The 23,548-nt window shown below is 34.5% G+C and carries 15 protein-coding genes; 9 read left to right on the top strand and 6 right to left on the bottom strand.

All coding sequences use genetic code 11. From position 1 onward, the window contains the following. Positions 1–2: 2 nt before the first annotated feature. The 6 genes from BLT80_RS05365 to BLT80_RS05340 form a co-directional block, all read right to left on the bottom strand. Entirely contained in the window at positions 3–1,376 is a 1,374-nt protein-coding gene (locus BLT80_RS05365) for a glucoamylase family protein (RefSeq protein ID WP_092466531.1), read from the bottom strand. A gap of 3 nt (positions 1,377–1,379) precedes the next feature. Beyond that, a complete protein-coding gene (locus BLT80_RS05360; protein ID WP_092466530.1) occupies positions 1,380–2,741 on the bottom strand; it encodes a glucoamylase family protein in 1,362 nt (453 codons plus the stop codon). Between the two features lie 107 nt (positions 2,742–2,848). Continuing rightward, on the bottom strand, positions 2,849–4,258 hold the full coding sequence (locus tag BLT80_RS05355; RefSeq protein ID WP_092466893.1) for a RagB/SusD family nutrient uptake outer membrane protein: 1,410 nt from the start codon (positions 4,256–4,258) through the stop codon (positions 2,849–2,851). Between the two features lie 13 nt (positions 4,259–4,271). After that, positions 4,272–7,370, bottom strand: coding sequence for a SusC/RagA family TonB-linked outer membrane protein (locus BLT80_RS05350; protein WP_092466529.1), 3,099 nt, complete (start codon positions 7,368–7,370; stop codon positions 4,272–4,274). A 250-nt stretch (positions 7,371–7,620) separates the two neighbouring features. After that, positions 7,621–10,428: a helix-turn-helix and ligand-binding sensor domain-containing protein gene (locus tag BLT80_RS05345; RefSeq protein ID WP_092466528.1), complete on the bottom strand. Its 2,808-nt coding sequence runs from the start codon at positions 10,426–10,428 to the stop codon at positions 7,621–7,623. 141 nt (positions 10,429–10,569) lie between these two features. Continuing rightward, the gene (locus BLT80_RS05340; RefSeq protein WP_092466527.1) at positions 10,570–11,214 is read right to left on the bottom strand and encodes a fasciclin domain-containing protein; all 645 of its coding nucleotides are present in this window, start codon (positions 11,212–11,214) and stop codon (positions 10,570–10,572) included. 317 nt (positions 11,215–11,531) lie between these two features. Here BLT80_RS05340 and ilvD point away from each other — a divergent pair, with 317 nt between their 5' ends. From ilvD to argC, 9 genes are all read left to right on the top strand, one after another. Next, positions 11,532–13,211: a dihydroxy-acid dehydratase gene (gene ilvD / locus BLT80_RS05335; protein WP_092466526.1), complete on the top strand. Its 1,680-nt coding sequence runs from the start codon at positions 11,532–11,534 to the stop codon at positions 13,209–13,211. A gap of 153 nt (positions 13,212–13,364) precedes the next feature. Next, on the top strand, positions 13,365–15,101 hold the full coding sequence (gene ilvB / locus BLT80_RS05330; RefSeq protein ID WP_092466525.1) for a biosynthetic-type acetolactate synthase large subunit: 1,737 nt from the start codon (positions 13,365–13,367) through the stop codon (positions 15,099–15,101). Positions 15,102–15,103: 2 nt separating this feature from the next. Beyond that, entirely contained in the window at positions 15,104–15,634 is a 531-nt protein-coding gene (gene ilvN / locus BLT80_RS05325; RefSeq protein ID WP_092466524.1) for an acetolactate synthase small subunit, read from the top strand. A 15-nt stretch (positions 15,635–15,649) separates the two neighbouring features. Then, complete coding sequence (gene ilvC, locus BLT80_RS05320) at positions 15,650–17,149, top strand: ketol-acid reductoisomerase (protein WP_092466523.1); 1,500 nt, start codon at positions 15,650–15,652, stop codon at positions 17,147–17,149. 150 nt (positions 17,150–17,299) lie between these two features. Next, entirely contained in the window at positions 17,300–18,565 is a 1,266-nt protein-coding gene (gene ilvA / locus BLT80_RS05315; protein ID WP_092466522.1) for a threonine ammonia-lyase IlvA, read from the top strand. A gap of 80 nt (positions 18,566–18,645) precedes the next feature. Further along, a complete protein-coding gene (locus BLT80_RS05310; protein WP_092466521.1) occupies positions 18,646–20,238 on the top strand; it encodes an NADP-dependent glyceraldehyde-3-phosphate dehydrogenase in 1,593 nt (530 codons plus the stop codon). A 433-nt stretch (positions 20,239–20,671) separates the two neighbouring features. After that, positions 20,672–21,301: a GNAT family N-acetyltransferase gene (locus tag BLT80_RS05305; protein WP_092466520.1), complete on the top strand. Its 630-nt coding sequence runs from the start codon at positions 20,672–20,674 to the stop codon at positions 21,299–21,301. Then, positions 21,294–22,481 carry an argininosuccinate synthase gene (locus tag BLT80_RS05300; RefSeq protein ID WP_092466519.1) on the top strand — a complete coding sequence of 396 codons (1,188 nt, stop codon included), beginning with the start codon at positions 21,294–21,296 and terminating at the stop codon, positions 22,479–22,481. The genes BLT80_RS05305 and BLT80_RS05300 overlap by 8 nt, the downstream gene beginning before the upstream one ends. Further along, positions 22,478–23,455, top strand: a complete 978-nt coding sequence (gene argC, locus BLT80_RS05295; protein ID WP_092466518.1) for an N-acetyl-gamma-glutamyl-phosphate reductase — start codon at positions 22,478–22,480, stop codon at positions 23,453–23,455. The genes BLT80_RS05300 and argC overlap by 4 nt, the downstream gene beginning before the upstream one ends. The last annotated feature ends 93 nt before the right edge of the window (positions 23,456–23,548 follow it).

The raw sequence follows: 23,548 nt of genomic DNA, 5'->3' as shown, positions 1-23,548 counted from the left end.
GTTTAATAGTTAAAGTCTAAAGCATCTAAGCCATTTTGAACATCTTCATTCTGCATAAATAGATCCCAAAACAAACCAGTTCTATAATTTTCGATCATAATAATTTCTGGTCCTTGATCAATGGCTAAGTAACGGTCGGTTACCCAGTCATTATACTGTGGACTAAAGGCATCATAAAAACCTGCTGTTCCGAATAAAATATCTTTTTTACTATAGAAATAATGCATTGCTGCTAATGATTTCTCTGGCGTATATGGAATAGAACTAATGGCTGCTGTTGGAGAAATAACACCCAAATCATTTTCAGGACTATGTGCCGAATAACCTACAGAGCCATCTGAATTTCGGCTATAACTGGCTGTTAAGCCCCAACAATTCTCACCATAATCTGCATAATTATTTGGATTGCTAACACAGTGTTGATAATTGATATTGGTATGGTTGACATTTAAATCCCAATAGTTAGCATATTGGTCTGAAAGGTTTGTTGGATTTAGGCCCAAGAACGAATAGTGTGCCCAGAATAACGGTCCAGTTCCAGAACCTGCATGGTCCAATATAAGTGGAATACCATATTGGCTTTCAGAAGTTACAATATTTCCATTGCTAGCCCAACCTTGATGGTACACTTCTGCCGGAATAGGGAAGTCCGGCGAAGCTGCACCTAAGATAAACGCTATTAGCGTTTCATTATATCCTTTGAGTTCTAAATTCATTGAAAAACCATTATCAGGACTCCAATGCCAATACAAGGCATTCTGATTTTGTGTGTACCAATTCCATTCCACACCTTTCCACAATTCGTCTGCTTGAGTTGCTAAGGCTATCTCTTCTTGCGTGCCATTTTTAAAATATTCTTTAATACATATTAAGCCTTGCGCAAAGAGAGCGGTTTCAACCAAATCACCCCCGTTATCTTGAGCACTGAAAGGAATAATACTTCCGTTTGTTCCATCAATCCAATGTGGCCATGCGCCATGAAAACGATCTGCGCTTTCAAAAAAGTCTAAAATTTTACTTAGTCTACTAATAGCTACAGTTTTTGAAACATAACCGCGCTCTATACCTACCAAAATTGCCATTAACCCAAATCCGCTTCCACCGGTGGTTACGACATTTTGGCTATTTGAAGGATCACTAGGATGGTAACGTTCTCTAGCTCCTCCTGAATTAAACTCCGCAAAATCCCAAAAATACTTGAAGGTTTTTTGTTGCGTTAAATCTAATAATTCTTCGTCCGTTAATGTATCTATTATTACAATTGGATCATCATCCGTTGGGTCAGGCTCATTAGGTTCTTGATAATTTGAACCGCTATCGTCCGTACCACAACTAAAACAGATTAATGCAACTATGAATAGGCTAAAAAATCTCATATTTTAATTCTTATTATATTTAAAATCTAACTTATCTAAGCCCGATTGTACATCTTTATTTTTCATGAATAAATTCCATAATAGACCTGTTCTGTAATTTTCAATCATCACAGGTATTGGACCCTGATCTATAGCTAAATAACGCGGTGTAGACCAGTTATGTTCAAAACTAAAAGCATCATATGGGCCGTATTTACCAACTAAGCTATCATGGTTTTTATAAATATTCTCTAAAACATTCATACTCTCTTTTGGAGTGTATGGAAATGAAGATAATGCAGCCGTTGGTGATATTACACCAACATCACTTTCTGGTCTATGTCCGTGATAACCTTTTATGGAATAGCTAGAAGTTAATCCCCAAAGACTATCTCCATATCCTTTGTAATGTTTTGGATTATCTACAGCATATTTGTAATGTATTTTGGCCTGATTCTGAGTTAATTTCCAATAATCCGCATACTGATCGGACAACCCATTAGGATTTAATCCTAAATACGAATAATGGGCCCAGAATAAAGGTCCAACGGAATGATTATCATGCTCGTAATAATTAAGCACAAGATCTTCTCCATAATATTTTTTATCAGATACGATTTTACCATTTCTAGCCCAACCTTTTTCGTAAACTGATTTGCTAATTGAGTGTGTTGGTGAGGCTGCCGCAAGAACATACATAATTAAACACTCGTTATATCCACCAACTGGGAAATTCATATCCCAACCATACTTTGGTGACCAATGCCAATACAAAACATCTTCACCGCCTTTGGTGTACCAATCCCATTCTACACTTTTCCAAAGTGCATCGATCTTAGCCACTAATTGTTTCTCTTTTTCTGTGTCTCCATTATAATACTCAGCAACTGTTAATAAGCCTTGTATTAGGAATGCCGTTTCTACTAAATCTCCACCATCGTCTTTTTTACTAAAAGCAAGTGCTTTACCTGTTTCACCATCTAACCAGTGTGGCCAAGCTCCATGAAAGCGATCTGCTTTTTCTAGAAAATCAACATTTTTAAGAAATCTATCTAAAGCTTCTTCCTTATTAATAAATCCTCTTTCTATACCCACTAAAATCGCCATTACACCAAATCCACTGCCACCAATTGTAACAGTTTGTTTTGGTGATAAGGAGTAATCATCATCTAAATGCAAACGCTCTCTAGCCAAACCCGAATTAGGTTCTGCACCTTCCCAAAAGTAGTTGATGGTTTGGTACTGAATAGTCTCTAAAAGACTATTCTCCGTAAGCTCTACCTGAGGCTGCACCACCACCTTTGACGGTTGCTCTTCACCTTGTTTACAGGCAAAAATCGCCAAGGCCATGATTAAAATGGTAATATTAAATGCCGAAAATTTCATGTGTGATTTTTATAAATTTAACTGCATCTAATACGTTCTAGATGCAGTTAATTTAAAGACTAATTCAAATATAAAGGGTTTTAATTATTTGTCTCCTTTTCCAAAAATTACCAATTAGGGTTTTGAGTCATTTCTGGAGTTTGGTTGATCTGAAGTGATGGAATAGGAAACAATTCGTGCTTACCTACTTCAAATGTTTTCCCATCAGCCGCCATTGCACTTTGAGCTTCACCGGTTCTAACAATATCAAACCATCTGTCATGTTCAAAAGCCAATTCTAATCGTCTTTCATTCCAGATATTTTCATAAGTTGGAGATGCAATAGGAGTAAGATTAACTCTACTTCTAACTCTATTTAATGGAGTAGCCGCGTCAGCACCAACATGAAGAGCTGCTTCTGCCTGAATTAATAATACTTCAGCAAAACGAAGTATTCTAACATTTTTATCCCCATCACTAGCACCAGCATTAGCGCTTGAGTATGCTTTCTCATTATACATTGGGTTTTCTGTAGAAGCACTTACTTCTCTTCCATCCCATAATGTTTCACCCGCAAAAATAATAGTGGCATCTCTTCTGATAGCATCTCCTTCTGCATTAAAAGCATTTAATAGGTTCTGTGAAGGAATATTGAATCCCCAACCCCATCCGCTAGTACCTCTGGCACCTTGAACTTGCGAATATTGCTGTACACCATGTGCTATAGACTCACCTCTTCCTTGCACTTCAAAAAGAGATTCTATACCATTCTCTTGAGATGCTCTCCATAACTCCTCATAATTAGGGTGCAAATCATAATTTCCACCTGTAACTACAGCAGTAGCCATATTATAAGAATCTTGCCATTTTTCGTCATATAAGTAAACTTTAGCCAATAATGCCTGAGCCGCACCTTGGGTTGCTCTTCCTAAATCAGCACTAGCATATTCACTCTTTTTAGGTAACAAGTCAATGGCATCCAATAAGTCTTGCTCAATAAATTCATAAACATCAGCTTTAGGTTGACGCACAACATAATCTACATGTTGTAGAGGCACATCGCCAAAAGAACGCACTAACCAAAAATAGTTTAGAGCTCTTAAGAACTTAGCTTCACCAATAAGTCTATCTTTATAAGCTTGATCTGTTAAACCGTAATCTGATGTGTAAGTTATAGCAATACTCGCTCTTCCAATACTTTTATACCAATGTTCCCACATCGCTAAAATTGAAGGCCCTGTAGTAGTATGCTCTAAAGCATCTAATAAGTGTTTATCTGCACCTGTATCTGATGCTGAACTTCCTTTATCTGCATTATCAGATATAATTTCTGTAACTCCTAAATAAGAGAACGAATAGTCCCAATCTGTTAGCATACCATAGATCCCATTGACCATTTGTTCTGGCACTACAACATCACCACTATCAGCGGCATCTATTTCTGCTCTACTATCTACGTCTAAATAATCATCGCTACAATTTGCTACTAAAAGCAAAGTGAAAAGCAACGTTCCGAATTTTATTGTTTTTAGTTTCATTTTTAATTTTTTTTTATAGTTCAATATTAACACCGAATAAAAATGTTTTAAGAGTAGGATAAGCAGATAGCTCTATACCACCTGTACCAGCTGAAGAACCAATAATTTCTGGAGTAAATCCTGAATATTTAGTAAACATAAATGGATTTTGAGCTGTAGCATAAAGTCGAATAGAACTTACACCTTGCAAAACATTTTTCAATGTATATCCTAACGTTATGTTGTTGATTCTAAAATAATCACCATCCTCTAAGTAATAGCTAGAAGCATAAGAATCTCTATTGGCTCCTGGATTAGTATTTGTAGACCCTTCTCCTGTCCATCTGTAGTTAAATACATCTTCTGCTATATTTTCACCACCATTAATACGTGTTCCTTTTAATCCATTGTATATTTTATTACCGCCAGCACCATAGCCTTCAATGATTAAATCTAAATTTTTATAATTTAAACCTAAAGTAAGTCCATATGAGTATGTTGGTAAATAAGAACCGAAGAATTTTTTATCCTTATCATCAATAACACCATCGTCATTTAAATCCGAATATTTTAAATGCCCAGGTAATGCACCTGAAATACTTGCACCATTGTCTATCTCTTCTTGAGTTTGCCAAACTCCTTCAACATCATACATCCACCAAGAGTAAAGTGGCTGCCCTTCTTCTAAACGTTTTGTAATTTGTCCATTACTTAAACTTCCGCCCACTTGACCATCATAAGCAGACTTTACGTTTTCAACGTTATTCTTATTAGTAGAAAATATAGCACCTACGTTATACGATAAATCATCGGTGATATAATCTCTCCATTTTAAATCAATTTCAATACCCTTATTAGTTACTTCAGCACCATGATCATAAAAACTACCAGATCCTTCTGTTGTATAAACTGGTGTTACTAATAAAATAGCATTCTTAGTATTTCTATCGTAGTAATTAAACTCGGCACTAAGCTTATTATCAAACGCAGTTAAATTAAAACCAGCATTTAGTTCTTCAGTAATTTCCCAAGATATAGGAAGTATTCCTGCTCCATATGCTGCACCAAAAACTAAATCTTGATTTGCTCCAAACACATAGTTTACACTACTACTGCCCGTACCAGTTGTTATTGTCGTTTGATTAAATGGTACTCTTGAATTACCTACTTGTCCCCATCCTGCTTTTAACTTAAGAAAGTTAATAAATGAAACATTAAAAAAGTCTTCATTAGAGATTGTCCAACCTGCACTCAATGCTGGAAAGTTGTCAAAATAATCTTCGTTACTATCATTTTTAAAATTACTTGTACCGTCTCTTCTGATATTTGCTTGTAAGAAATACTTACCGTCATAATTATACATTACTCTACCAAAATAAGATTGTTCTCTTGTTGGCGTAGAATAAAATTGCGACACCACTTTTTCATAACCATCATCAGCAAAGTTAATACTCCAATAATTTTCTTGAGAAGGCACTCCGTACCCTAAAGCATACATTGTAAAAACATCATTTCTCTGTCCTCTAGAAAATCCTGCAACAGCATTAACATTATGCACAGAATTAAACGTTTTGTCAAAGGTTAAAAACCCTTCTAAATTGTATCTATAACTTTCTGAACTTGTATAAGACAAACTATTGTTGGCATAAGTTGTTACCTCAGGATTATTATCTTGATTGATTTGAAATTCTTCATCCGTTCTAGTAGGGTCGCTAATTAACCACAAAGCTCTTGTATCATTAAAGCTTCTACTTTTAGAATACGATTTTGTTCCTGTATATCTACCAGAAGCTTTTAAATAATCTGTGATATTAAAATCTGCTTGAAAACTACCTTGTAAATCTGTAGTGTTATTTACTTGGTTTGTATACTCCACTGCAGCGATTGGGTTACCCACTGAGTTTAAAGACCCAATAACATCTGTATTTGCCCCTAAATACGTTGCAATACCAGTGGTTTGGTTCCAATATGACTGACCGTATTGACCACTTTCATAATACACAGGAATAACTGGTGCTTGTCTATAAGCTGAGTTAAAAGCATTAAATGGCTTAGGTAGAGATTTTATAAAAGACGCACTTAAATTAGTACTTAGTGTTAAACGATCTTCAAATAAATCGACACTATTGTTAGCTCTAATTGTATTTCTGTTATAATCATGATCATCTAAAACACCATCTTCACTATAATTATTAAAACTAAAAAAGTATTTTATATCATCGCTCGCACCAGAAATAGCTACGTTATTAGAATTACTAAATCCAATATCTGTTAACTCTTTATACCAATCCGTGTCATAAGGTTGATCTTGAGATAAAAAAGTTGTTTCCCCATTCATAAATTGGTTTTCGTTAAAATACCTTACATATTGACTTGAGTTAGCCATCTCAACAGGATTTAGCATTGATTTAGCTCCGTAGTATGAAGATAATTCAACTTTCATTTTTCCTTTTTTACCACTTTTTGTCGTTACAATAACAACACCATTTGCAGCATTCATACCATAAATACTTGCAGATGCAGCATCTTTAAGAACATCAAAGGTTTCAATATCTTCTGGGTTAATATTAGTAATACTGTTCACTTGAACACCATCTACAATATATAGTATGTTACTACCTGCGGACGCTGTACCAATACCTCTAATGATAATATTAGGCTCGCTACCAGGAGCGTTGGTGTTAACAATATTTACACCTGTCATTTTCCCCTGAATGGACTGAAGTGCATTTACAGCAGGCTGCTTAGTAATTTCAGCACCCGAAACACTGGCAATTGCACCAGTTACTTCTTTACGCTTCTGAGTTCCATAACCAATAACAACTACTTCACTAAGACTTTCTATGTCATCAAATAGTGAAATATCAATTTTTGATTCATCTTTAACTGTAATGATCATTGTCTCAAAACCAATATAACTATATTCTATTTGGTCTCCTTTATTTACTAATAAGGAGTAATTACCTTCAAAATCCGAAGTCGTACCTGTACTCGTACCCTTAATTACAATACTTACTCCTGGCAAAGGCATTCCATCGCTTTTAGTTGTTACAACTCCATTAATCTCAATTTGCTGTGCCATAGCACAAATTGAAACAAAGAGCATCAACAATAGACTGATTTTTGTTTTCATAAAATTGATTACTATTTAAATTAGACTGTTAGTTTATTTGAGTGACCAAGTTATAATCTAATGTTAAATCCTATTAAAATCTATTTACATTTTAAATACGTCATACATAACTCGGAAAGTTAAAAAGTGTTAATAAAACACGTTATGACGTACTATAAAGCTACAAAAAAATCGTTGTAGTAGAAACATAATTAACAAAGTGACGTATTAATGACGTAGCGAGTATTTCTAATAAAGTAGGAAAATACCTCTAATTTTTAATATTTAACAAATAATCAACTAAAGAAATGTCATTTTCTAAATTTAATTTCTTTTTTAATCGATATCGGTGAGTTTCAACACCTCTTACTGAGATATTCATAAGTGGTGCAATTTCTTTTGAAGATAAATTCATTTTGATGTAAGCACAAATCTTTAAATCTTTAGGTGTAAGCTTAGAATGCTTAAGCTTTAATGCTTCAAAAAACTCATCGTGGACCTGACTAAAATTATTCTCAAACACTTCCCATTCGTCTTTTAAAACAATAGAATTATCTAATTTCTTTACGAGCTTTTTATACGAGTAGTAATTACTAAAACCATCTTTATTTATTGTTAAATCCTTTTTTATATCTTGAAGTGTTTCATTTTTCTTAACTAATGCCATCGCATTATTCGCTAATTGCTTACTCTTGAGTTTGATTTCATTCTGTAAGGATTCATTCTTTAACTGAACGATGCGCTTTTCATTTTCTAAGGTTTTTTCTCGCAATAGCTTTTGCTGCTCTTTTTGATATTTAATTTTAATAATGCGCTGTTCTTTTGCTATTTTTTTATTGTGAAGTGTATAAAATATAAATATGATTATCCCCGCTAAAAGCAAATACAACAAATATCCTAAGGTATCTCTGTACCATGGCGGATATACATCTACCCCTAAAGATTGAATTGGAGATACATTTCCTGCATTATCACTAGTTCTAAAAGAAATCGTATAATCACCATCTATAAGGTTTGAAAATTCTACTTTATTACCATCAATGGCAAACCACATATCATTTGCTTCATCCACCTCCGCTTCTGAAATACGATATTCAAAAAAATGATTTAACGACTCTGAAGACGATAACTCTACCGTAATACTTTCTTTAAATTTAAAATCTACCGCTTCATCGTCAATAGCAGAAACACTAAGTGGAACACCACTTATGGAAATAGTCTCAATGTTTGGCATATATAAATTAACACTTGCGATAGACGTATTATTTATCATCATAAATCCATTATCGAGATTTAAAGCATAAATAGAATCTTTAATCTTAGAAACGTTTTCGTAACCAACTATATACCTATTTTTTAAAAAAATGTCGTTCAAATAAAAATCCTCGAGCCTAGTATCAAATGACTTAAATTCTATGAACCCTCCTTTATTTTTTAGAGCGAACATAGCTGTATCGTCTTCAGAAATAATATAACTATTCTTTCCTAACAACTCATTGAGCAACTCATACGGGACTATAGAATCCAAAATAGGCTCATATTTTTGCCAGCCTTCATTAGATTTAAAACTAATATTATTCTTAATATTATAAACACGAATGTTATAATTAGAGCTTATGCCTTTATCATGATAGTCTTCTACTCTAGTTATTGTATTATAGTTTTCATCAAAATTAACCTTATAAACACCCTTAGTTGCATGAGCAACCCATGCCGTATATGGATTTTCAAACACTAAAAAACGTGAAGGAACTGTGGTCTTGCCAAGATGTTTTACATGCCATTTTCCTGAAATTTTTTCAAATTTTACTAAACCAGAATATGTCCCCTGAATATAAGTATGTTCTCGTTCTGGCACTTTTTTAATAGTCCACCCCCCAGTATATGTAGAAATATTAGTCCATTTATCCTTATCAACTATAAACGTACCTTCATTATGACCACAAAAAAGCTCGTCTTCAATAATTTCTAAATCCCAAACCTGACCTTGTGATCCTTCAATAAATTGTAGCTTCTCCTTTTCATCTAAATAAAATAATCCTGTATTGGTTCCGATATAAATAACCTCCTTATATCTTACAATATCATAAACAGCACCCAACTTACCTGAGACATCATTATAAAAGTAATTACTACTATTGAGTTCAATATTAGCTATCCCATTATCTAGGCCCAACCAAAGGTTATCTGTTTTATCTATCGACTGGCCTAAAACAGTATTATTGAATAACCCGTTTTCTTTACTAATATGAAACTTAGACCTCCCATTATTATCCGTTAAAAACACACCATCCTTTATGGTTCCAAAAACCATATCTCCATTACCTAAAATAGAAAATGCATTCAATTGATGTAGTCGAATTTGCTCATTAATTTCAAAATCAGTTGGAATTAACCGACCATTATCTAGGAAGAAACTACCTCTTAAAGAGGTCATTAGCATAAGCTTACCCTTATACTGATTAATAGAAACAATTTTAGTATCTAATAATTTTTCATCAAAATAATAAGGCTCTAAAGTGTTATCTTTTAATAAAAATACACCTTGATTTAAAGTACTTATATATAAATTATCTTCAACTACACTACAAGAAATAATAACAGAGCTCGATCTTAACCGCACGACATTCTCAAAATCATAGACATAAATATTTGAAAATGACCTAAAAATCATTTTACCATTAAAACTTACTATTTCCCAAATTTCTTCATTTGGAGAAATTAAATCAAGAACAGTATCGCTTAAGGAATAATACTTAAGATACCCAAATTCATCTTTCTTCCAATACCCGAACTCCTCATAAGACCCAGTATAAACGATTTCATCAACAGCCAATACAGATCTTACTATAGTCTTATTAGGTAATTGATGGAATTTCCAAACTAAACCGTCATATTCTAATAATCCACTATTATTAGCAACATAGACTTTACCATTATCAGCTCTAGAAATGTCCCAATTTTGATTACCTGCTTTATACTCGGCCAAAGTAAAATTATGGATGTTTGGAGAGAATTGACTATAACAGTCTGAAGAAAAAACAATTAAGAAAAGTAAAAAAAATAATATTTTTTTCATGTAGCAACAATATACAAATTTTATGAAAACGCTTTAAAAATAAGAATTTCATTCAACGTGACTGCACTTAGAGAAACAATTCGTGATATAAAAAAGACCCAACCGAAGTTGAGTCTTTAATCAATTAGTATTTAGATGTTATTATTTCTTAGCCATCAATACATCATTAATAATATATACTATTCCGTTTGATGCATCAACATTTCCTTGTACAACTTGAGATTTTTTACCTCTAGAGTCTTGTATTACATATTGATCACCATCCATCATAGCTGTTAATTCCTCACCGCCTACGGTTTTAAAGGTATATTTACCTTTCCCACCTTTAATAGCTTCCATCAGTTTATCCGAAGTTATTTTTCCAGATACTACATGGTATTTTAAAACATTTTGAAGACCTACTTTATTCTCAGGTTTCATCAAATTATCTATTGTACCTTCTGGTAGCTTAGAAAATGCCTGATTAGATGGCGCGAAAACAGTATAGTTTCCAGGTTCTGACAACATTGTCGCTAAATCTGCAGCCTTCAATGCAGCTACTAAAGTAGATAAATCACCATTAGACATTGCTTTACCAGCAATACTAGTTTCCATGGCCATTGCCTTCTTTTCCTCTTCTTCCATCTTTTTCATTTCCATCTCACGTTGTTGGTTAGCCTCCATTTCAGTTTTTTCAGCTTCCAACTTCATCTCCTCTGCTTCTTTTTTTCCATCATTACACGCAGTTAACACTACAAATAACATTAGCGTTACTGTTCCTAATATTCTATTCTTTTTTAATTTCATAATTAAATTTTATTTATTGGTTATACTATATATACGGTAATACACGCCTTTGGATTTTACCAACATCGGGTTTAGTACAATTTTAACAAAAAATAGACTCCTTATTTAAGCTCATATTAAAAGACTCAAGCCATTTTTTATACAAAAAATTCACACACTTGAACATCATAATTATTTAGGTTTAAAATATTGATTTACAGATTTTTAAGTCAAGGTTAATACTATTGAATTTAGATTAACTTATAGAACACTCCGAATGAAACATAGCATATCAAGTACTTTAGTTTCTGCAAATCGATGTTGCACACCTATTTATTATGAGCGAATTAAACAAATACAGTAAAACAGTTACACAAGATCCAACGCAACCAGCGGCTCAAGCCATGCTGCATGCTATCGGATTAACCAAAGAAGATTTCTTTAAACCAATCGTCGGTATTGCAAGTACAGGTTACGAAGGTAATCCTTGTAATATGCACCTTAATGACTTAGCCAAACTAGTTAAAGAAGGTACAAAAAACGAAGATGTGATTGGGTTAATTTTTAACACCATTGGTGTGAGCGACGGTATATCTATGGGAACACCAGGAATGCGTTACTCACTTCCTTCTCGAGATATTATTGCGGATTCAATGGAAACCGTAGTCCAAGCCATGAGTTATGATGGGCTAATCACAGTCGTAGGATGTGACAAAAACATGCCTGGAGCATTAATGGCTATGATTCGTTTAGATAGACCAAGCATCCTAGTTTATGGAGGCACAATCGATTCTGGCTGTCACGAAGGAAAAAAGTTAGATGTTGTTTCTGCTTTTGAAGCATGGGGAAGTAAAGTTGCCGGAACCATGGACGAAACTGAATATCAAAGTATCGTTGAAAAAGCATGTCCTGGAGCTGGAGCTTGCGGAGGGATGTACACTGCAAACACCATGGCTTCCGCCATTGAAGCTCTAGGGATGACTTTACCTTTTAATTCATCAAACCCTGCGTTAAGTGATGCTAAGAAAAAAGAATCCGTAAGAGCTGGTGAAGCTTTACGCTTATTATTAGAAAAAGACATAAAGCCCTCTGATATTATTACCAGAAAATCTTTAGAAAATGCAGTAAGACTAGTGACTATTTTAGGAGGTTCTACAAATGCTGTCTTACACTTTTTAGCCATTGCTAGAGCTGCGCAAATAGATTTTACACTAAAAGATTTTCAAGCAATAAGTGATAACACGCCATTTTTAGCAGATTTAAAACCTAGCGGAAAATACTTAATGGAAGATGTTCATGCCGTTGGAGGCATTCCTGCAGTATTAAAATACCTCTTAAAGAAAGGCATGATTCACGGAGATTGTTTAACTGTCACAGGAAAAACAATTGCAGAAAACTTATTAGATGTACCAGATCTTAAAGCAGGACAAGACGTTATAAAACCTATTGAAAAACCTATCAAGATTTCAGGACATTTAAGAATGCTCTACGGAAATTTAGCTACCGAAGGCAGTGTAGCTAAAATTACAGGTAAAGAAGGACTATGTTTTAGAGGGAAAGCCAAAGTTTTTGAAGGAGAATATGCCGCAAACGATGGTATTAGAGATGGTAAAGTTGAAAAAGGCGATGTTGTCGTCATTAGATATGAAGGTCCAAAAGGCGGACCAGGAATGCCAGAAATGCTAAAACCAACGGCTGCCATTATGGGAGCAGGTTTAGGTAAAGATGTAGCGTTAATTACAGATGGACGTTTTTCAGGTGGAACACATGGTTTTGTTGTTGGTCATATTACACCAGAAGCACAAGAAGGAGGTACAATCGCCGTCGTAAAAGATGGAGATATTATTACCATTGATGCAGAAACCAATTCAATCTCATTAGAAGTCTCAGAAGAAGAACTTCAGAAAAGACGTCAAAATTGGAAAGCGCCAGAATTAAAATTTGAACGTGGTGTTCTATATAAATATGCGAGAACAGTATCATCAGCATCTAAAGGGTGTGTCACGGACGAATTCTAAAATAGTCCTTTAAAAAAGGAATTTCCTAGTCGAGAAAGTAGAAAGCCTTTCGATTATAAGAGAATTAAGATATAAGAATTGAATAACCAATCTAACGTCCTACGAGATGACAGATTTTAAAATGAGATTCCCAATTTAACGGGAAGTAAAAACATGAAAGAAACTCAAACCATACAAAATAACACTAAAACTACCGAAACGACAGAACGTATTTCTGGTAGTGAGGCTGTAATTAAATGTCTATTAGCCGAAGGTGTTGATATACTATATGGATATCCTGGTGGAGCCATTATGCCAGTTTATGATGAATTATATAAGTATCAAGATAAAATTCATCATGTACTAACACGTCATGAGCAAGGTGCCACACATTCCGCACAAGGTTATGCTCGTATTTCAGGTAAAGTTGGTGTCTGCATGGCCACCTCTGGACCTGGAGCAACCAATTTAATTACGGGTATTGCAGATGCACAAATCGATTCTACTCCAATGGTGTGTATCACTGGTCAGGTAGGTTCGCATTTATTAGGAAGCGATGCGTTTCAAGAAACTGATATTGTAGGAATCTCTACACCAGTCACCAAATGGAATTGTCAAGTTACTAAAGCATCTCAAATCCCTGAGGCTTTTGCTAAAGCATTTTACATTGCAAGAAGCGGAAGACCAGGACCTGTTCTAATTGATATTACTAAAGATGCTCAGTTTGAGGAATTCGATTTTAAATACGAAAAATGTAAAGGTATTAGAAGTTATAAACCAGTTCCTGATACGGATGAAAACTCGTTAAAAGCTGCAGCAGAACTCATCAATAACGCAAAGAAACCATTAGTGGTTTGGGGACAAGGAGTCATTTTAGGAAAGGCTGAAGAAGAATTTAAAGCTATAATTGAGAAAGCCGGGATTCCTTCTGCATGGACTATTTTAGGAGCTTCAGCGATTCCTACTTCCCATCCATTAAATGTTGGAATGGTTGGTATGCACGGTAATTATGCTCCAAATGTTTTAACTAACGATTGTGATGTTTTAATTGCTATCGGAATGCGTTTCGATGACCGTGTAACCGGCAATTTAGAAACGTACGCAAAACAGGCAAAAATCATTCATTTTGATATTGATCCTGCGGAAATAGATAAAAACGTAAAAACAGATGTTGCCGTTCTAGGTAATGCAAAAGTTAGTCTAAAAAGTTTGTTACCATTATTGCATGAAAATTCTCATAATGATTGGCATCAAAAATTTAAAGATTTATATAAAATAGAATACGAAAAAGTCATTAAAGACGATTTGCATCCTACAAAAGAAGGCTTAACTATGGCTGAAGTGTTGAAAGAAATCAACATTCAAACCAAAGGAGATGCTGCCATTGTAAGTGATGTTGGTCAGCACCAAATGATTGCTTGTCGTTATGCCGAATTCAACAAAACCAAAAGTAATATTACCTCTGGTGGGTTGGGTACTATGGGATTTGCTTTACCAGCAGCTATTGGTGCAAAAATGGCAGCGCCAGACAGAGAAGTTGTAATGATCGCTGGTGATGGAGGTTACCAAATGACCATTCAAGAATTAGGGACTATTTTTCAACAAAAAGTACCTGTAAAAATTGTGGTATTAAATAACGAATTCCTTGGTATGGTACGCCAATGGCAACAGTTGTTTTTCGATAAGCGATATGCCTCAACAGAAATGACAAACCCAGATTTTGTAGCCATTGCAAAAGGCTATTCTATTGAAGCTAAAAAAGTAACCGAACGTAAAGATTTAAAAGCTGCCGTAAAAGAAATGATTGACTGTGAAGGTCCTTATTTCCTAGAAGTTAGAGTGGAAAAGGAAGGTAATGTATTCCCAATGATTCCAACAGGCGCAAGTGTTTCAGATATAAGACTCGATTAATTATGGAAAACGAAATAAAACAATTCACCATTTCTATATATACAGAAAACAATATTGGATTATTGAATAGAATTTCTGCAATATTCCAAAGAAGACACATGAATATTGAAAGTTTAAACACATCACCATCAGAAATCGACGGTGTTTCAAGATTCACAATTGTCGTCAATATTACCGAATCTCAAATGAAAAAGATTCAAGGTCAGATTGAAAAGCAAGTCGAAGTTATCAAAGCCTATTATCATACGGAGGAAGAAATCATTTACCAAGAATCTTGCATCTTCAAAATGAGATCTAACTTATTGTTTGATGAACGTCAGATTCAAAATATAATTAAGGAAAGCAACGCTAGAATTGTCACCGTAAATCGTGATTTCTTCGTTATAGAAAAATCAGGCAGAAAGGAAGAAATAGATTTATTACACAGAGAATTAACCGTTTTCGGAATCATGCAATTTACACGTTCAGGACGCATTGCTGTAACTAAAGACGAAATGAAAATATCAACAATGCTATTAGCATTAGAACAGTAAAAAAAATTAGAAACAATGTCAAATTATTTCAACACATTACCATTAAGAGAACAATTAGATCAGTTAGGAAAATGCCGTTTTATGGACGCCTCAGAATTTGAAGATGGCGTAAACGCGTTAAAAGGAAAGAAAATAGTAATTGTTGGTTGTGGTGCTCAAGGCCTAAATCAGGGATTAAATATGAGAGATTCCGGATTAGACATTTCTTATACGTTGCGTCAACAAGCTATTGATGAAAAACGTGATTCTTATAAAAACGCAACCTCTAACGGATTTACTGTTGGTACGTACGAAGAATTAATTCCAACAGCAGATTTAGTGTTAAACTTAACACCAGACAAGCAACATACTAACGTTGTAAAAGCTATAATGCCTTTAATGAAAAAAGGAGCAACATTAAGCTATTCTCATGGTTTCAATATTGTTGAAGAAGGCACCAAAGTTCGTGAAGATATCACTGTAATTATGGTGGCACCAAAATGCCCTGGAACTGAAGTAAGAGAAGAATATAAAAGAGGATTTGGGGTACCAACATTAACTGCTGTACACCCAGAAAATGATCCTGAAGGAAAAGGTTGGGCGCAAGCAAAAGCTTATGCAGCCGCAACTGGAGGTCATCGTGCAGGTGTATTAGAATCGTCTTTTATTGCTGAAGTAAAAAGTGATTTAATGGGAGAACAAACCATACTTTGTGGACTACTGCAAACCGGAGCCATTTTATCGTTTGACAAAATGGTTGAAGAAGGTATCGAACCTGGTTATGCGGCGAAATTAATTCAGTTTGGTTGGGAAACCATTACCGAAGCATTGAAGCATGGTGGAATTACTAACATGATGGATCGTTTATCTAATCCTGCTAAACTAAAAGCATTCGAATTATCTGAAGAATTAAAAGGTATTATGCGTCCGCTTTTTGAAAAGCATATGGATGATATTATTTCTGGACACTTCTCTCAAACCATGATGGAAGATTGGGCAAATGACGATATCAACTTATTAACTTGGAGAGCTGCAACTGAAGAAACTGCCTTTGAAAAAACAGAATTAACTTCAGATCATATTACAGAGCAAGAATATTTTGACCATGGAGTATTATTAGTCGCTTTTGTAAAATCTGGTGTAGAACTCGCTTTCGAAACTATGGTAAGTGCAGGTATTATTGAAGATTCTGCTTATTACGAATCTTTACATGAATTACCACTTATCGCTAATACTATCGCAAGAAAAAAATTATTTGAAATGAACCGCGTCATTTCTGATACAGCCGAATATGGGTGTTATTTATTTGATCATGCATGTAAACCGTTATTAACGGATTTCATGAAAACAGTCGATACATCAATCATTGGAAAATCATTTTCAAAAACAACAGGAGTTGATAACATTGAATTAATCGCTGTTAATGACGCGATTAGAAATCATCCTATCGAAGCTGTTGGTCAACGTTTACGTGCGGCAATGACAGCAATGAAAGTGATTAAAACTGATGATGTAAAAGCATCTGTTTTAGCGTAATAAAAATTATCCTGCAAGGTTTCAAAAACCTTCTAGGTTTAAAGATAAAAAAAACTCTGTTTACTGCGAAAATTAAAACTTCGTAGAACATTAACTTTAAGATTTAATGAAAGTAGGTCATTCTCAAGAGATTCCTGCTTTCGCAGGAATATGGAAACCAAAACCACATACAGACCAACATTAAAAGCCATTGAAGCTGCAGCAGAAAAATTACAAGGCATTGCATCCGTAACACCTTTAATTAAAAATGCACGATATTCTAAAGATTTTGATGCTAACATTTACTTCAAAAGAGAAGATCTACAAGTTGTGCGTTCTTACAAAATCCGTGGTGCTTATAATAAAATAGCCTCTTTAAGTCCTTCTCAAATTAAAAATGAGATTGTGTGCGCCAGTGCAGGAAACCACGCGCAAGGTGTTGCGATTTCATGTAAGCTTTTAAAAATAAAAGGCACTATTTTTATGCCTTCCCCTACTCCAAATCAAAAGATTGAACAGGTAAAAATGTTTGGGGAAGATTATGTTGATGTTGTTTTAGTTGGAGATACGTTTGATGATGCTTACCATGCGGCCATGCAACAAAGTGAGGAACTCAACAAAACGTTTGTCCACCCTTTTAATGATGAAAAAGTTATTGAAGGACAAGCAACAGTTGGTTTAGAAATTATTGATCAAGCAGAAACGCATCCCATTCATTATGTATTTGTACCAGTTGGTGGTGGTGGACTCGCAGCAGGATTGTCCTCTGTTTTTAAAATCTTATCACCTCAAACAAAAATCATAAGTGTAGAACCAAAAGGTGCTCCGGCTATGTTAACCTCTATTAGAGCTAATAAAAATACGGAGTTAGATACCATTGATAGCTTTGTTGATGGAGCTGCAGTTAAACGTGTTGGTGATTTAAGTTTTGCTATTTGCAAAGAGACACTACATCGTGTGGTTACGGTAGATGAAGGCAAAATTTGTCAGACTATTTTAGACCTATATAATAAAGATGCCATTGTTGTAGAACCAGCAGGAGCTTTAAGTCTTTGTGCCTTAGACCAATTTTCTGAAGAAATTAAAGGTAAAAATGTAGTTTGTGTTATTAGCGGTAGCAATAATGATATCACACGAATGGCAGAAATTAAAGAACGTGCCCTACTCTATGCCAATCTAAAGCATTATTTCATCGTTAAGTTTCCACAACGCGCAGGAGCCTTAAGGGATTTTGTAGTTGATATTTTAGGTCCAAATGATGATATTACACATTTCGAATACACCAAGAAAGCGAACCGTGAAAACGATGTGGCCGTAGTTGGCATACAATTAAAATCACCTGATGATTTAGAGCCATTAATTACTAAAATGAAACTTCATAATTTCTATGGAGATTACCTAAATGACAAACCGGATTTATTCCAGTTTTTAGTATAGCTTAACATATACCTAACCCTCATAAAAGGTACAATTACGTATCTTTATTACTTACAATTAATAGTTCAAAACAAGTTATTATGACTTCAGCATTTGTGAATATTCCAGAACAGTTTCAAATTAAAAATTTAGTCGACCAGAACACCTATTTAGTAGACGGAGCACTGATACCTTGGCGTGGAGAAACTTCTAAAGTCTATTCTACAATTTCTTCCACTGAAGATTATAAACCTACGTTACTTGGAACTATTCCGACTTTAGGAAAAAAAGAAGCCATAAAAGCTTTAGATGCCGCGGTTTCCGCATACAGCAAAGGACAAGGTTTATGGCCAACAATGAAAGTTGTGGACAGAATTGCCTGCATGGAAAAATTTGTAGTGCAAATGAAAACGAAGCGTGAGGAAATCGTAAAACTTCTCATGTGGGAAATTGGTAAAACCCTACCAGATTCTGAAAAGGAATTTGATAGAACGGTAGAATACATTTACGATACCATTGAAGACTACAAACAAATGGATCGCGATAGCGCTAAATTTGTAAAAAGTTCTGGCGTTAACGCACACATTAGAAGAGGTCCTTTAGGTGTTGTTTTATGTCTAGGTCCTTATAACTACCCTTTAAATGAAACTTTTGCTTTATTGATTCCGGCATTAATCATGGGAAATACAGCCATTTTTAAACCCGCAAAACATGGTGTATTATTAATTTCACCATTACTAGAAGCATTTAGAGATAGCTTTCCAAAAGGAGTTGTAAATATTATATACGGAAGAGGAAGAACCGTAGCGGCTCCAATTATGCAATCTGGTAAAGTTGATGTTTTGGCTTTAATCGGAAATAGTAAATCAGCAAATGCTTTACAAAATCAGCATCCAAAAAGTAACAGACTGCGTTTAGTTTTAGGTCTTGAAGCTAAAAACCCAGCAATTGTGTTACCAGATGCCGATTTAGATTTAGCCATAGATGAATGTATTGCAGGAACCACTTCTTTTAATGGTCAACGTTGTACGGCTTTAAAAGTTTTATATGTACATGAAGACATTGTTGAAGAATTCAATAAACGGTTTTCAGCTAAAGTCGATGCTTTAAAATTTGGAAACCCTTGGGAAGATGGAGCTAAATTAACTCCATTACCAGAACCAGATAAACCAGATTACATTCAAGATCTAATTGACGACGCTACAGAAAAAGGCGCCAAAGTTATTAATGAAAAAGGTGGAGACACCACTGAAAACTACATTTTTCCGGCGGTTTTATATCCTGTTACAAAAGATATGCGCGTCTTTCAAGAAGAACAATTTGGACCTGTAATTCCTGTTGTTCCGTTTTCAGATATTGAAGAGCCCTTAGATGATATGGCAGAATCTAATTACGGGCAACAAGTCAGTTTATTTGGAAATGATGTAAAAACATTAGCGCCTTTAATTGATACTCTTGTGAATTTGGTTTGTCGTGTGAATTTAAATAGCTCATGTCAACGCGGACCAGACGTGTACCCGTTTACAGGTCGTAAAGATTCGGCAGTTGCTACACTGAGTGTCCATGATGCTTTGCGTTCATTTTCTATTAGAACATTTGTAGCCTCTAAAGACAACGATTATAACAATGCTATTTTAAAAGATTTATTAGATTCTAGAGCTTCAAACTTTGTGAGTACAGATTATATACTTTAGTAAAAGGCGCTTTGAAGCCACTCAATTTGAATTATTTAAAGTATTTTTTAAAAGAATTATGAATTTGATAAAAATTTCATAAAAGCCCACATATTAAGTCAATATTTAAATATTAATTTTAAATTTACATTATGTTAAGTCAAAGAAATAGAATTGAAAGACCCACACGCTTGTTATTAAACAAGCGACGTCGCTAATGGAATCTACTTTAAACCATTTAGTTAATCAATTTTAATTTTTTTTTCACATTGAACAATTCATCACATTTATCTCTTTTTTCAACTATAGCAGCCCCAACTACTAAGCTGGTTTCTGTACGCCATATTTTAAGTCGTCGCCCGTAAGGGTACAATTTATATTAGGAACTTAGGTGTGTCCAGTTCTTCATTCAAAAGAAAATCAAACATTTTATAATCTATAAAAAACAATCACAATGAAAATTGTTATTGCTGATAAATCACATAGCATTTACGCAGAACTTATTTGCGAAACCATTGCCGAAGCTGCTAAAGTTAGAGGTACAGGTATTGCAAAACGGCAACCAGAATACATCATCACCAAAATGGAAAATGGTAATGCTGTTATTGCTTTAGAAGGAGATCAATTTGCTGGGTTCTGTTATATAGAAGCATGGAGTCATGGTAAATTTGTGGCAAATTCTGGCTTAATCGTTCATCCTGATTTTAGAAATCTAGGCCTTGCCAAACAGATCAAGAAAGTCATTTTTGAACATTCAAGAACCAAGTTTCCAGATTCAAAAGTTTTTAGTATTACCACAGGTTTAGCGGTTATGAAAATGAATAGCGAATTAGGTTATAAACCTGTTACATTTTCAGAATTAACAGACGACCAATCTTTCTGGAAAGGCTGCCAAACATGTAAAAATTTCGATGTTTTAACACGTACAGAGCAAAAAATGTGCTTGTGTACAGGGATGTTATATGATCCTGCTAAAGCCGAAACATCAAAACCCAAAGAACGTCCTTACGACAAGAAAGTATGGACACGATTAAAATTGATAAAACAGAATATGTTTTTAAAAAAAGACAAAAAAGATGAGTAAAAAATTAGTTATAGCATATAGCGGAGGATTAGACACCTCTTACTGCGCAGTAAGTTTAAGTAAAGCAGGATATGATGTTCATGCGGTTAGTGTGAATACCGGTGGATTTACTCAAGAAGAAATTAAAACTATTGAAAGTAATGCTTATAAAATGGGCGTTTCAACATATAAGAACATTGATGCTATTGCATCGTATTATGATAAAGTAATTAAGTATCTAATCTTTGGAAATGTTTTAAAGAATAACACGTACCCTTTATCTGTTAGTGCAGAACGTATTATTCAGGCCATTGAAATTGTACAATATGCCAAAAGCATAGACGCTAAATATATTGCACACGGAAGTACTGGAGCAGGAAACGATCAAGTGCGTTTTGATATGATTTTTCAGACTATAGCACCAGAAATTGAAATCATTACACCTATACGAGATGGAAGTTTAAGTAGACAACAAGAAATTGATTACCTTATTGAAAACGGAATCGATATGTCCTGGAACAAAGCTAAATACTCAGTAAACAAAGGACTTTGGGGCACGAGTGTTGGAGGAGAAGAAACTTTAACATCTGAAAAACCATTACCAGATTCAGCTTACCCTTCACAATTAAAACATTCAGATCCTGAAAAAGTAGTCTTAACATTTTCTAAAGGTGAATTAGTTGCTTTAAATGGTGTTGAAAATAATCCTGAAGTTAATATTGAAGTCTTAAATAATTTAGCTTCGGCTTATGCCATTGGTCGCGATATACATGTTGGAGATACGATTGTTGGTATTAAAGGTCGTGTTGGTTTTGAAGCCGCAGCGGCTTTAATTATCATCAAAGCACATCATTTACTTGAAAAACACACGTTGACGAAATGGCAACTGCAACATAAAGATTATATGTCTAATTTCTATGGCATGCACCTACACGAAGGTCAATATTTAGATCCTGTAATGCGAGATATGGAAGCCTTTTTACAAAGTAGTCAAGATAAAGTTTCAGGTGACGTGATCGTAACACTTAAGCCTTATCATTTTTCTTTAGAAGGCATCAAATCTAAACACGATTTAATGAATGCTAAATTCGGAAGTTATGGTGAAGAAAATAAAGGCTGGACCGCAGATGAAGCTAAAGGATTTATTAAAATATTTGGCAATCAGAATAAGATTTATCAGCAAGTAAATTCAGAATCATGATCAAAGCAGGTATCATTGGGGGCGCTGGTTACACAGCAGGAGAATTAATTAGATTATTGATTCATCACTCTAAAGTAGAAATCGATTTTATTTACAGTACCTCTAACGCTGGAAACAAAGTTAGTAAGGTACATCAAGATTTATTAGGCTCTACAGATTTAGTCTTTTCAGATGCCATAAATGCAGAAGTTGATGTCCTGTTTTTATGTTTAGGTCATGGCAATTCAAAAGCGTTTTTAGAAAATAACAGCTTTTCCGACGCGACTAAAATCATTGACTTAAGTAATGATTTCAGACTAAACGCAGAGTCAAATTTAGATGGCAAAACGTTTGTTTATGGTTTACCTGAATTAAACAAAGAAGCCATAAAAAAAGCGAATTATATTGCTAATCCTGGATGTTTTGCAACCGCGATTCAATTAGCCGTATTGCCTTTAGCTAAAGCCGAAACGTTACAAGACGATGTTCATATTAATGCCGTGACAGGCGCCACAGGTGCAGGAACTTCATTATCTACAACCACACATTTTACATGGAGAGATAATAACTTTTCTCATTATAAAGCTTTTACGCATCAGCATTTAGGAGAAATTAATCAAACTGTAAATCAATTACAATCAGATTTTAAGTCCGATATCAACTTTATGCCCAATCGTGGGAATTTTTCGAGAGGCATTTTTGCCACACTTTACACGAAATATGAAGGCAGTTTAGAAGAGGCAAAACAATTATATACAGAATTTTATAAGGACGCTGCATTTACGTTTGTTTCCGATGAGGACATTCATTTAAAACAAGTGGTCAACACCAATAAATGCATCCTTCATTTACATAAACACAACGATAAATTATTAGTCACGAGTATCATCGATAACTTATTAAAAGGAGCATCAGGACAAGCCATTCAAAACATGAATTTAATTTTTGGATATGAGGAAACTGAAGGCTTAAAATTAAAGGCTAATTATTTTTAACACACATTCAAACCTGTCAGATTTCAAAAACCTAGCAGGTCTAAAATCAAATTTAAAATCGATAAAAGTTGTCACAATGAGCGCAGTCGAAAG

This window comes from Winogradskyella thalassocola, assembly GCF_900099995.1.
GTDB lineage: Bacteria > Bacteroidota > Bacteroidia > Flavobacteriales > Flavobacteriaceae > Winogradskyella > Winogradskyella thalassocola.
Note: the sequence above shows the minus strand (reverse complement) of the source record. Positions and strands in the feature narration are given on the sequence as shown.